The organism is Paenibacillus thalictri (assembly GCF_004307995.1).
Lineage (GTDB): Bacteria > Bacillota > Bacilli > Paenibacillales > NBRC-103111 > Paenibacillus_AF > Paenibacillus_AF thalictri.
On the sequence record NZ_SIRE01000005.1, the window covers coordinates 389,831 to 402,809 of the forward strand.

Annotated in this window: 13 protein-coding genes; 9 read left to right on the forward strand and 4 right to left on the reverse strand. The window is 48.5% G+C overall.

All coding sequences use genetic code 11. The features are described 5' to 3' along the window. Positions 1-12: 12 nt before the first annotated feature. The gene (locus tag EYB31_RS08325) at positions 13-1,458 is read right to left on the reverse strand and encodes a spore germination protein (protein WP_131012822.1); all 1,446 of its coding nucleotides are present in this window, start codon (positions 1,456-1,458) and stop codon (positions 13-15) included. Further along, complete coding sequence (locus tag EYB31_RS08330) at positions 1,455-2,540, reverse strand: endospore germination permease (RefSeq protein ID WP_131012823.1); 1,086 nt, start codon at positions 2,538-2,540, stop codon at positions 1,455-1,457. Before EYB31_RS08330 ends, EYB31_RS08325 begins: the two co-directional genes overlap by 4 nt. A gap of 139 nt (positions 2,541-2,679) precedes the next feature. Here EYB31_RS08330 and EYB31_RS08335 point away from each other — a divergent pair, with 139 nt between their 5' ends. After that, complete coding sequence (locus EYB31_RS08335) at positions 2,680-3,342, forward strand: hypothetical protein (protein WP_131012824.1); 663 nt, start codon at positions 2,680-2,682, stop codon at positions 3,340-3,342. Positions 3,343-3,373: 31 nt separating this feature from the next. Here the strand turns inward: EYB31_RS08335 and EYB31_RS08340 are convergent, their stop codons facing one another. Together EYB31_RS08340 and EYB31_RS08345 are read right to left on the reverse strand one after the other, a co-directional pair. Next, positions 3,374-3,667 (reverse strand): hypothetical protein, encoded by a 294-nt coding sequence (locus EYB31_RS08340; RefSeq protein ID WP_131012825.1) that lies wholly within the window; start codon positions 3,665-3,667, stop codon positions 3,374-3,376. A gap of 23 nt (positions 3,668-3,690) precedes the next feature. Then, on the reverse strand, positions 3,691-4,971 hold the full coding sequence (locus EYB31_RS08345; protein WP_131012826.1) for an ArsB/NhaD family transporter: 1,281 nt from the start codon (positions 4,969-4,971) through the stop codon (positions 3,691-3,693). A 567-nt stretch (positions 4,972-5,538) separates the two neighbouring features. Between EYB31_RS08345 and EYB31_RS08350 the strand changes: the two genes are divergently transcribed. The 8 genes from EYB31_RS08350 (at position 5,539) to EYB31_RS08385 (ending at position 12,944) form a co-directional block, all read left to right on the forward strand. Then, positions 5,539-6,174 (forward strand): HAD hydrolase-like protein, encoded by a 636-nt coding sequence (locus tag EYB31_RS08350; RefSeq protein ID WP_165452301.1) that lies wholly within the window; start codon positions 5,539-5,541, stop codon positions 6,172-6,174. Positions 6,175-6,195: 21 nt separating this feature from the next. Beyond that, a complete protein-coding gene (gene pyrE, locus EYB31_RS08355; protein ID WP_131012828.1) occupies positions 6,196-6,720 on the forward strand; it encodes an orotate phosphoribosyltransferase in 525 nt (174 codons plus the stop codon). Positions 6,721-6,864: 144 nt separating this feature from the next. Beyond that, positions 6,865-7,758, forward strand: coding sequence for a nucleoside hydrolase (locus tag EYB31_RS08360; protein ID WP_240762228.1), 894 nt, complete (start codon positions 6,865-6,867; stop codon positions 7,756-7,758). A 27-nt stretch (positions 7,759-7,785) separates the two neighbouring features. Further along, positions 7,786-9,114, forward strand: coding sequence for a sugar ABC transporter substrate-binding protein (locus EYB31_RS08365; protein WP_165452302.1), 1,329 nt, complete (start codon positions 7,786-7,788; stop codon positions 9,112-9,114). 88 nt (positions 9,115-9,202) lie between these two features. Continuing rightward, positions 9,203-10,063, forward strand: coding sequence for a carbohydrate ABC transporter permease (locus EYB31_RS08370; RefSeq protein WP_131012831.1), 861 nt, complete (start codon positions 9,203-9,205; stop codon positions 10,061-10,063). A gap of 12 nt (positions 10,064-10,075) precedes the next feature. Continuing rightward, positions 10,076-10,918: a carbohydrate ABC transporter permease gene (locus EYB31_RS08375; protein ID WP_131012832.1), complete on the forward strand. Its 843-nt coding sequence runs from the start codon at positions 10,076-10,078 to the stop codon at positions 10,916-10,918. Positions 10,919-10,955: 37 nt separating this feature from the next. After that, positions 10,956-11,972, forward strand: coding sequence for a LacI family DNA-binding transcriptional regulator (locus EYB31_RS08380; protein ID WP_131012833.1), 1,017 nt, complete (start codon positions 10,956-10,958; stop codon positions 11,970-11,972). 30 nt (positions 11,973-12,002) lie between these two features. Next, on the forward strand, positions 12,003-12,944 hold the full coding sequence (locus EYB31_RS08385) for a ribokinase (protein WP_131012834.1): 942 nt from the start codon (positions 12,003-12,005) through the stop codon (positions 12,942-12,944). Positions 12,945-12,979: the final 35 nt, after the last annotated feature.

The window sequence follows — 12,979 nt, forward strand, 5'->3', positions numbered from 1 at the left end:
ACCGTCCGTGCACTATTTTTTAAACATATCCGGTTTCACTTGCCTTTTCCATTTCTTTGGAATATCCAGCAGCGCTCTTGGCACATTGTTGAATGTAATGGGCGAGAGGGGCTCCAAGTAGCCGACTCCGAACGATTCCAAACCCGACAAATAAATCACAATAGCCATCACGCTGATAAAAAAGCCAAACATCCCCAATATAGACGACAACAGCAAGGTAAAGATGCGCAGGATACTCACGGTACCGCTGAGCGATTGATTGACCAAAATAAACGTGGCGACGGCGGTCACCCCGGAAGTAACAAGCATCGTTGGCGAAGTCAGCCCGGCGCGAATGGCCGAGTCGCCGATGATGAGACCGCCTACAACCGCAATCGTTTGGCCGACCGCTCTTGGGAGGCGGATTCCGGCTTCGCGAAACAGCTCGAACAAGCCGAGGATCAGCAAAGCTTCAAGCGGCGCGGAAAGCGGCAGCCCGAGCCGTGAGTTGGTGACGGTTGCAAGCAGCCGGAACGGAATTTGCTCCATATTAAACGAAGTTAGAGCGATCCAAAACCCGGGCAAAAATATCGCCACAAATAAGCCGATGAACCGCAATACGCGTTCAAACGCGACGAAATAATACGGAAAATGAAGGTCTTCCGGAGATTTAAGCTGTTCCGTCAAATTGGAAGGGCCCATAATCGCCATCGGAGAACCGTTGACAAGTATCGTAAACCGGCCGCGCAGCAAACATTGGGCGACATAGTCGGGTCTGCCGATATAATCGATTAACGGAAATATAGAGTAAGGATTATCGGCCAGCGTTTCTTCAAATTGGGCGCTGCTGAACAATCCCGTTGTGCGGTAATTTTTGATTCGTTCGCGCACTTCGTCGATCAGGTCCGGACTGGCGATATTTTGCAAATACAGCAAGGAGACCGTGGTGATACTTTCATCCCCGATAATAAACTGTTCGTTTTGCAAATTGGTGGAACGAAGCCGTTTGCGGATCAACGAGATATTGGTGGAAACCTCTTCCGTAAACCCGTCCCGCGGGCCTTTCAGCGAAATTTCGCTTGCCGATTCCTCCGGGCTCCTCTTAGGCATATTCTCCAGATTGTAGGTATAAACCTTACTGCCGATGAACATGATCAGCTCGCCGCTGAACAACCTGAGCGACCAATCCTGGTCGGTTTTTACGACATATAATTGCATCCGCGCTTCCAGATAAGCGACAATTTGTTCCAAGTCATCAGCCAATTCCGTGGCCGGTTTCAGATGAGGAAGTACGATTTCGTTCAGTTGTTTCAAATCCGCCATGCCTTCGCAATAGACCAAAATCATACAAGGTGTTTCATTGTAAGGATACCCTTGAATTTTGACATCATGGGTCGTTCGAAACAAAGCATTCAGCTTACCTTCATCCCAATCGCTTATCGCATCACTTCGAAGAGTAGGGATTTCGCAGGCGTTCATAGATCAGCTTCCTTTTTTCTTGTTTTGATGAAAACAACGGCAAGAAGAAGAAACGACAGGGGGAAAATGCAATAAAACACGATTCTATAATACGTTTTCAGTATGGCGGAATACTGCACATCCGTAATGTTGAGAAATGTGATCATCACGACATGCACGACACCTGCCGCGATATAACCGAAATTGCGCAGCTTTTTACTTTTCATCTGCAAGATGTCAATCATTAAATACAGCGATAAGGAAATACGGATAAACGCTCCGGAAATCCATTGATAAATCGATAAAAAGTCGACATGAGAGACAAATGCGCCCAATTGCACGAGACGCCACTGCTCGAAGGCAGGATATTTCAGCTTTTCAGCTTCATAACCAAACGCCGCTATCGAACCCATCAGCGGTCCCAAGGTGAGCCCGAGAATCATGATGACAAGGATGATGACTTGCCACCATTTAACTATTTTGCTCATATGCTGCTGAAGCAATACGATCAGAATGAATTCCATCGAGCTGCTAAAGACAAATACCATGCATCGGATGATCGAAGCGCTGTCCGAGGTAAACAAGGGAAGCAGTAACTCGTAACGTTTTACTTGAAAATTGCTGCTCATCACAAAATAACCAAGCAATATTACAAAGGGCAGAAGCACTCCGCCCGCCACCGAAATTGCTTTAATGCCGCGGATGGCGGCGTATACGCACACTAACATCAGTGTGAAGCCGGAGACGAAAACCGGGGTTTGCGGCAAGTAGGTGATTTTGGTCCAAGCCAAAACTTCGCGAAAGGTGAGATAACTGTTGCAAAATAAATAAGTAAACAGCAGGGAGGCGGTTACGAAAGCAAGCCAAGATTGATTATTGGTTTTTAACCACTGAATGAGGTTGGTTCCGTTCAGTTTTTTTGCAATATAATAAGGAGCAAACGACCATAAAATACATAAGGGGACGGCGAAAATGACACTTATCCATGAATCTTTATGGGCGGTGTGCAGCAATAGAGGAATGATGGTGACGTGGTTGACGAGCCCGACGCTTAACATGAGAAGAATGCACATTTGCAGAACGGAAAAGCTTGGATTACGCACACCATCACCTCATTTCGTCGTTGTCTATACTCGTTAGTTATATCCAATATGTGGATGGACTAGACAACACAAAATCCGCTCAACAAAAAGAATAAAATTGCCAAAAAATACGAATAATCAAGGGTGGAGGTGACCACCCTTGATTACTCATTTGTTTATGGCTATAGCCGTTTCGTTTTGGAGTTTACCCCCTGTAATCGAAGAAATGGAGTTGCCTAAAAGGTCCCGGGAGGTGCTTCAAAATATTCGTAAAGAGAGCAATAATACGCTATCGGTGAAATGGAATGAAGCTACGGGGACTCCTGAAGTCATTTCCGGAACATTAACAAAACCTTCTTTGCACTCTCCTGGATGGATATCCTATGATTATCTCCATAAGATTAAAGAGTTATATGGAATTAAGCGGGTAAACGAGGATTTAAAAATTGTGCATATCGATAAAAGCGAAAATATGATTAAAGTGTATTTGCAGCGTCAGTTATTCAAAAAGCCGGTATACGGGGAACGGATGATTGTGGAGATAGATCCGAATGGTTCCATCTTACGGATCGAAGGAGTTCTTCATCCAGAGCTGGAGAAGAAAAGATTAGGCAGACCGATGTATCCAGCGGTTACGCTAGATGAAGCCAAGAAAGCTGCGTTCGAGTCGGACGACTCTATGCGGGTAAGTAAATCATTGTATACGGAGTCATGTTATTTACCCGACAGAGAAGGAGTCCCCCTGGTTTATGTCTTCCATTATGAAAAAAACGGCCGCCCGGCCTCGATAAAGGTTCATGCTTTAACCGGGCGAGTCATTTAATAGCTATGAATTCTGCTGAGGAATCCGCACATTATGAGGATTCCTTTTGCCATTCTAAACGGGTCAATAAACCATGTCTAAAAAGCTGAAGTATGAAGTCAACATAAAAATCTTTACGAACCACGATTCTATATTCATGATGAGGGAAAGCGTAAAAGAAGACGTCAGTGAGCACTTCATTGTTTTCAAAAATTTGTTGAATCCGCTTAATAGTATCGGCATAAGCCGGATCGACAATGCGGATGGAGAACTCGAAATCTTCCATGACTTCTTCTACAGATTTCATGTCTATAACGCTACGATCCCAATCATAAACTAAATTCACATGTATTCCTCCTCAGGTTTTCTTTAAAACAGATACCGGAAATAAACGTATACACTAGCTATTATGACGGTAAGCAACATCAGCGGAAAGCCATATTTCATAAATGTAACGAATTTAATCGGATGACCTTCTTTTCCGGACATGCCCGCAACGATTAGGTTGGCGCTGGCGCCAATCAATGTGCCGTTTCCTCCAAGACACGCCCCCAAGGCAAGGCTCCACCAAAGCGGCTCCAAATTGGTTACTCCCATATTGCCCATTTCTTGAATCATTGGAATCATCGTGGCCACAAACGGTATATTGTCTAAGAAGGCGGATGCGATGGCGCTGAGCCAAAGAATCAAAAACGATGTTGCAATGAGATTGCCGCCGGTTAATTCAATGGCTTGGGCCGCCAATTTGGAGATTACGCCGGTTTCCACCAACCCGGAGACTAGTACAAATAACCCTACAAAAAAGAAAATGGTAGTCCATTCCACCTTTGTGAAAGCCACTTCCATGGAATGTTCACCCGTGAGAAGCAGCAGGAGAAAGGCTCCTGCCAACGCTACTGTGGCCGACTCAAGATGAAGCGTTTGATGGAGAAAAAATCCGATGATGGTAAGTCCAAGAACGGTAAGGCTTTTGATTAAAAGTTTGCGATCTGTGATGACATCTTGTTCATTCATTTGCATGATGCTCATCTTTAACTCGGAAGTAGTCTGTATTTGCTTGCGGAATAAAAAGACAAAAATGGGTACGGTGATTGCCATAATAACGATCACAATAGGGGCGAGATTCGTGATGAACGCCATGAAGGTAAGTTCTTTGACCGCACTTCCGATCATAATGTTTGGCGGATCGCCAATTAACGTTGCAGTTCCACCGATGTTGGAGGCAAAAATTTGGGTAATGAGATAAGGAACCGGATTCACGCGCAGCTGCCGTGTGATGCTGAACGTCACCGGAACCATAAGCAGCACAGTCGTAACATTGTCTAGGAATGCGGAACCGACTGCTGTGATGAGTACAAGCGCGACCATAATTTGAACGGGGTCGCCTTTTGCTTTTTTCGCTGAAATGAGTGCAATATATTTAAATAATCCCGTTTCAGCTGTGATGCTAACAATGATCATCATACCGATTAATAGTCCCAAGGTGTTAAAGTCAATATGATGTAGGGCTGACTCTTGATCGACGATACCTAAGACGACCATAAGAATCCCGCCCAACATCGCAACGATCGTCCGATGAATTTTCTCAGCGATAATAAATCCGTATGTGACCAAAAAAATGCCAATCGCCAAAATCGCTTGCTGCTCCATGTACGCCTCCTAAGTTTGAATATTAATTTGAATATTAAGCCTTGCAATCCTTATGTTGCCTATATCATGTTATAATTTCCCGGTTTATGGATGGCAATCCAAATGATAAGATGATCCATTGCAGTGTTCCTTCTCAGCAGTCTGATCCGCTGCAATTTTGACCGTTTTCTCCTTTCTTTGCATAAAAAAAAGCCCTACCAAGGGCTTTTCGCGTCGAAAAAAATAAACGGAGCCCTTGGTGACAGGCTCCTCCAAAATGCAATAAATATTCAGTTCATTCCAAATCAAATCTCTAGTTCAAGCCTCGTTACACTGGCACTAGAAGTCGTTCCAACAACTCCTAACCTTAAATAAGAATATCATTCTCGCTAATGGTAAGTCAAGGACGGGAAGGGGCGGAAGGGAATTTGGACAGGAATTTGGGCGGAATGCTTGTCAGCGGAAACGATTGATGTTATATTAATTACAAGCCGTGTGGTACCGGTTACATATTCATTGCATCCCATATGGCATTCTGATTTTTTATGGAGTTAAAGGAGGCTGATCGCAGGATTGGGGAGGTTTGATTTGGTTTTATTTGATCTGGACGGCACGTTAACCGATTCCAGCAGGGGGATTATCAACGGAATCCAATATGTTTTGTCCAAATTCGGCATGCAAGAGCAGTCCCGAGAGCGATTGCTCGAATGGATCGGGCCGCCGCTCGCGGATTCGTTTCGCACGTATTGCAGTCTTGATGAACATGAGGCGAGACAAGCAGAAACGGTTTTCCGTGAATATTACATTCGCCAAGGCATGTACGAAAACGCCGTGTTTCCCGGCATTCCGCAGCTGCTGGACAAGCTTTGGCAGAGGGGCACGCCGATGCTGGTGGCCACCTCAAAGTATACGCCGATTGCCGAAAGCATTCTGGAGCATTTTGGTCTTCGCCCTTATTTTATCGGTGTGGTGGGGAACAATGAGGCAGCGCCTGCCGGTAAAGTGGAGGTCGTTGAAACCGCTCTGTCAAAATGGAAGAGTGCAGTGGATCGCAATGTCGTGATGGTAGGGGACCGCAAGCACGATATCGCCGCGGCTCATGCCAATGGCATCGCTTCCGCAGCTGTTGCATACGGATTCGGGTCAGCCGAAGAATTACACAATGCGCAGCCAACCTACATGGTCGATTCGGTGGATGAATTGGGCAAGCTGCTGCTCGTTTAACAACAAACAAAGGAGACCGCGATGGATACGTTACTTGCGCAAGAAATATACCGGACAGCCCATTTGACGGGCTCATTCCGGCTTAGATCGGGCAAAGTGTCAACCGATTATTTTGACAAATATATGTTTGAATCGGACCCGGGTTTATTGAACCGGATCACGGACCGGCTGCTGCCGCTCATTCCGGACAACACGGAACTGCTGGCAGGGCTGGAACTCGGCGGCATTCCTATCGCTACCGCTTTATCGCTAAAGACGGGCATACCGGTCTTGTTCGTACGCAAGAAAGCGAAGGAATACGGCACTTGCAAGCTGGCCGAAGGCATGCCGCTGGCCGGCAAAAACGTATGTATCATCGAAGATGTCGTAACGACGGGCGGACAAATTGTGCTAAGTGCGGACGATATGCGGGCATTGGGGGCACAAGTCGCCCATGCCGTCTGTGTAATCCAAAGAGAAGATGCGGCGCAAGCGCATCTATCTGCCAATGGTTTGCAGCTTACGGCCTTATTTACGTTCGAAGATTTAATGCTTGCGTTTAACTGATGTGGTAACGGTTACACATAAGTTCGTGCAAATCCATACGGTGACGAGGCTTCAAAGTATTCGGAAGCTTTTCTTTTTGTCACATGTGGTACCGGTTACACATAGAGATAGTACCATTTGGAAGGAGCTTTATTGGTGGAACAAATGATCTTGGATACGGATATCGGCACGGATGTGGATGACGCTTTGGCGTTGGCCTTGGCTCTGAAATCCGAGGAAATTTCCATAGAAGGAATTACGACCGCATACGGTCATGTCGATTATCGCGCGAGGGTGGCTCGCAAACTGCTGCGGATGTGCGGCAGAGAGGAAATCAACGTATACGCCGGTATCGGTGCGGCATTGCTTCGCCAGCGGCATTTGATCGGATACGGCCATGAAGTGGAAGAGGACGTATTGGCCGACGAACGGAATACGTACGAATCGAAACATGCCGTAGATTTTATTATCGATACGGTATTGAAGCACCCGCACGAAATTACGCTAATGTGTATCGCACCCATGACCAATATTGCAGCTGCGATCATCAAGGAACCTAAAGTGGCCAAGCTTGTCAAACGTATCGTGCTTATGGGTGGGGTAACCCGTTTAGGCGATAACGGAATCGACCTGCCGGTCATGGAGTATAACGTCAAATGCGATCCGGAAGCCGCTTCCGTCGTTTTTTCCAGCAAGGCGCCGATTTATATGGTTGGGCTGGACGTCACACTCAAAGTGAAGTTGACGGCGAGTGAACAGCGGCAGCTTGCGGATTCGGAGCAGCCGATCAATAAGGAGCTGGCGAAGCTGATCACCCGCTGGCAGCAGCTGTCGGGTAAAGACTGGTGTGCGATGCATGATCCGCTGGCCGTCTCGCTGCTTTTTGACCCGTCGCTTGTAACGTTCCGCCCGATGGATATTCACGTCGAATACGACCATTGCCATCCGACAGGCCAAACGGTCGCCGTGGATAATCCGCAGTCTACCGTTCACGTCGGTCTTGACGTGGATGCGAATCGATTTATGAATCAGCTGATGCGAAGACTTCTTGCCAACTAATTGTACATGTACAAAGGGGAGAATTGCATGAAAAGACCGATTTCCAAAGCTGTTTGTATACTAAGCGCGCTGCTTGCGGTTTCCGCATGTTCGCAGCCAACCGAGACGAGCAATCCGTCGCCTAAGCCAGGGGCGCGCACCGAGCTGACTTTTGTCACCTTAAACGGGAGGGATAACGACGGATTCACCGATGTGATCAAACAATTCGAAAGCGCCAATCCCGACATTAAAGTGAAATTGGAAATGTATCCGTACCGCCAGCTGCTGGAAACGATCGAAGTGAAGATGGGCTCCAAGTCCAAGGACATCGATATCTTGTCGGTCGACGCGCCGCTTGTCGCCAATTATACGGTGAAAGGTTATCTCGAACCGCTGGAGCCGTTAGTTAAGGGCATTAACTTTAAGGACAAATGGATTAAGTCGTCGCTTGACGCAGGAACTTATAACGGCGCGCTTATGGCAGCCCCAATCAATTCGTCCAGTCAGGTGCTTTATTACAACAAGGACATCTTTGCCGAAAAAGGCGTTACGCCGCCGGCTGCGGACATCGATAAGAGGTGGACGTGGGAACAACTGGCCGATACAGCCAAAAAGCTGACCTACGATAAAAACGGCGACAATCAGACCGATGTGTTCGGCTTCAGCTTCGAGCAGATCGACCGCCCTTACCAGCTGCTGGCGTTGCCGCAAAGCCTCGGAGCCCAGGTGATCAGCCCTAACGGCATTACGGCGACAGGATATACCAATTCGCAGCAGATGATCGATGCCGGCAAATTTTATGCGGATTTGTTTAACGCTTCCAAAGTCAGTCCCAAAATTTCTGCGGACTTATCGGTCGAATATTTTATGACAGGCAAAATCGCCATGCTGATCGGCGGCCCTTATAACGCCGACAAGTTTAAGAAGGCGAATCTGAACTTTGGCATCGCCCCGCATCCATATTTTCAAGGCAAGCAAATCGCTACGCCAACCGGAAGCTGGCATGCCGGCATTTCCAAATATTCAGCGAAAAAGGATGCGGCCGCCAAGTTCGTGCAATATTTGACCTTCGGCGAAGGCGCGAAAATATGGAACGACAAACATCACGACGTGCCGGCTGCTTTGGACATTTTAAATGAAATCGACAAAGACCCGAAGTATAATGCGTTTCCGGATCAAGTGATGCGGATCGCTGCATACGAAGCCCGCAATACGGGAGTTCCGCGTCCTTCGACGCCGGGTTATCTGGAATGGGAATCGATTGTCGGCAAGTCGTTCGAAGATATGAAAAACGGAGCCGAACCGAAGTCGACGCTGGACACGGCGGCTAAACAAATTGACGGTTTGTTGAAAAAATACGAGTCTCTGGTTAAATAATACGGCGCGGGAAAGGGGAGAGGCCGCATGCACTCCTCTTTCCTTCCGGGGAAAAGCATCACATCTCTGTTTAAAGGTGGCTTTCAGCATGCTTCGAAATAAACTCGTGCCTTATACGTTTCTTTTTCCGGCTTTTGTCGGGCTGCTCGTTTTTAAACTGTATCCGATTTTGGACGCGTTGATCCAAAGCTTCTATGCGCCGACCTTTATCACCGACGTCAAGCAGTTTATCGGTTTGCGCAACTATACGGAACTGCTGACCGACTCTGTCTTTTGGAATTCCGTCAAAGTAACGCTGCTGCTGAATATCGTGATTAATCCGCTGCAAATCGCACTTGCCTTCTTGCTCGCCATGCTGCTCAACCGCAAGCTGAAAGGGATTGGCGTTTTCCGCGGCATTCATATCGTTCCGATCTCCGTTTCCGTGCCGATTGCCTGTATTTTATGGGCGATTATGCTGAATCCCGAGCAAGGTCTGGTCAATACGATGCTGGTTTGGCTTGGCTTTGATCCCCAGCCTTTTTTGGCGAGCAAACATCAGGCTTTATGGACGATCATTTTGATTGCCACGTGGAAAGGAGTCGGGTATTGGTCGATCTTTTTGCTGGCCGGATTGCAGGAAATTTCGCCTTCGTTATACGAAGCCGCTTCGATCGACGGCGCCGGGAAAACACAGCAGTTCCGCAACGTCACCTTCCCGATGCTGAAGCGCACGCTTACCTTCGTCGCGGTTGCCGACACGGTCGCCAATTTCCTGCTTTTTGCTCCGATGTACATCCTCACCCGAGGAGGGCCGGAGAACAGCACCAACGTGCTGATGAACGAAAGCTTCAACCGGGCGTTTGTGTATTCGGATATGGGCAAAGCTTCGGCGATCATCATTATGCTGCTGCTCATGCTTGCCGTCATTATTACGCTGCAGTTCAAGTTTCTTAAAGCGGAACATTAAAGGGGATTTCACATGATGTCTACAAGAAAAACCGGCTCTGCGCTTTATTTCATCGCTCATCTGGTCATTGCCTGCTTGGTGCTGCTGCCGTTGTTGTTTGCGTTTGCTTCGTCCTTCCGGCCGCTGACGGAAATATTCCGGTACGTGTCGCCTTTTTCCTGGAGGACGTTTATTCCGACGGAGCTTACGTTTGAGGCCTATACGAGCTTGTTTGCGGCAAGGGGTTTCGGGAGAATATTTCTGAACACGTTTTTTGTGACCTTCACTACGGTTATTGTCGGAGTGGTCATCAATTCGATGGCGGCGTTTGCTTTTGCAAAATTTGAATTTCGCGGTAAACAATTGCTGTTCCTGCTTGTTTTGGTGACGTTTATGATCCCGTTTGAAGTCATTGCCATTCCGTTATACAATTTAGTTGACCAATTGGGCTGGATCGATTCGTATACGGGATTAATCGTTCCCGGGCTGGCCAACGGCCTTGTGATCTTTTTGTTCAGGCAATTTTTTATGGATTTACCGACGATGCTGTTAGAATCGGCGCATGTGGAAGGCGCATCCTGGACGACGATTTACACGAAAATCGTGATGCCGCTGAGCAAGCCGGTTGCGATCAGCGCGGGTCTGCTGTTGTTCCTGTTTCAGTGGGAATCATTTCTGTGGCCCGTGATTGCGACACGCTCGAAACAATATAAAGTGATCCAGGTGGCGATGAGCGATTTTGTAACCGAACACGCCACATACTGGAATGAAATGTTTGCGGCCTGCACGCTGGTGGTGCTTGTACCGGTTCTCGTGCTGCTGCCGCTGCAAAAATATTTCGTGCAGGGCGTTACCGGGACGGGCATTAAGGAGTAACGGCCCCGGTTTCATATAGAGAGGAATGAATGGAATTATGGCAACTATTCGCGATGTGGCCAAGCTGGCCGGTGTATCGGTGGCGACCGTTTCCCGGGTGATCAACCAAAGCGGTTATGTCAATAAACAGACGGAAGACAAAATTCTCGAAAGCATGCATCAGCTGCAGTACACGCCCAATACGCTGGCTAGAGGGCTGGCCAACAAAAAAACGGATTCGATTGCGCTGATTATCCCCAACATCACTAATCCGTTTTTTCCGGAGCTTGTGCAGGCTGTGGAGGATGCGGCGAGCCGTTACGGATATACGCTGCTGCTTGGAAACTCCTACAATAGCGAAGAGAATGCCCTTCAGTACGTGCAAATTTTTAAAAATCGCTTTGTGGACGGCGTATTAATTTTCGCCTCGCATCAATTTGATTCGAAAGATGTAAGCGAGATCGACAAGATCGAAATCCCTACGGTGGTGATCGATAAAGCGCTGGACAACAATCAGATTTTTTCGGCCAAAAACCGCAATTTCACGGGCGCTACGATGGCGGTGGAGCATTTGCAGTCAATCGGCTGCAAACATATCGCCCACATTCGTGGTCCGGAAAAGCTGTACCCTGCCCGCGAACGGTTTCGCGGATACCATGATACGCTGCAAAAGACAGGGGAATTCCGCTCAAGTTATGTGGAGCAGGGCGATTTTTCCATGGAGAGCGGATTGGCAGCGACGATGCGCCTTTTGGACAAACACCCGGAGATCGACGGCATCTTCGCCGCCAATGATCTTATGGCGGCAGGAAGTCTAAAAGCGCTGCAGCGCAAAGGGAAAAAGGTGCCGGATGAAGTGGCGCTGATCGGTTATGACGGCATTCATCTGCTGGAGATGTTCGAACCCGAGATTAGCACGATTGCCATCCCAATCTACGATATCGGCAATGCCGCCGTTTCCGTATTAATCGACCAGATCAACGGCAAGGAAAGCCGTTTCGGCATCCATTCGAACATTATGGACGAATTTGACGTGCAGTTGATTCAACGAGCGTCGACAATCAAGACGAAATAATTGCGGCTTCTTAAGAGGTGAGAGTGACGGATGAGTATTCTGGTAGTGGGCAGCGTAAACATGGATGTAGTCAGCTATGTAGACAAGCACGCTGTTCCCGGTGAAACCGTGCAGGCGCTGCGCACGGAGCATCACGCCGGCGGCAAAGGAGCGAATCAGGCGATCGCCGCTTTGCGTTCCGGCGCTGAGGTGACCATGGTCGGAGCGGTCGGCGACGATGCTATTGGAAAATCGCTGCTGCAGGGACTTGCGGGCAGCGGATTGTCGTGCAGCTGCATAAGCAGGAAAGCCGGTAGCTCGGGAATGGCTTTTATCACGGTAGACCGCTTCGGGGAAAACCAAATTGTGTTGTCAGCAGGAGCCAATGCGAAGCTTTCAACCCAATATCTGGAAGTCATGTTCGCCGATACGGCTGCTGTCTGCAAGATCCGCATGATGGTGCTGCAAAACGAAATTCCGTGGGAGCTCAACGCTTATTTGCTGCAGCTGGCCGGCCGTTTCGGCATAAAGACGTTGTTTAATCCCGCTCCCGCGGTGAACATAACCCCGGAAATGCTGAGTTCCTTCCATACGGTTATTTTGAATGAAACGGAAATGGCCGCTATTACGGGACGCCATATCGGCAGAGAGACCGCAGCCGAAACGGATGCGGAAGAAGCGGTCAAAGCGATTGCCGCGTCAGGCGTCGAAGAGGTCGTTCTGACGCTGGGAAGCGCGGGGGCGCTTTATGCAAACAGGCAAGGCCGGATCATACGTATCGCAGCTTTTCCTGTCAGCGTAGCCGATACGACGGCAGCAGGGGATACGTTTATCGGCGCTTTTGCCGCGGCTAGCTGTACGGGCATGGAAGCGGAGGAACGGCTTCGCTTTGCTGCAGCGGCCGCGGCGCTGGCCGTATCCAGAGCCGGCGCGCAAAGTTCGATCCCGCAGCGGGACGACACGTTGGAATTGCTGCGTACGTTAGCAAAATAAGCTGTGTCTGGCGGCCGGCCTAACAAATTTTGAAA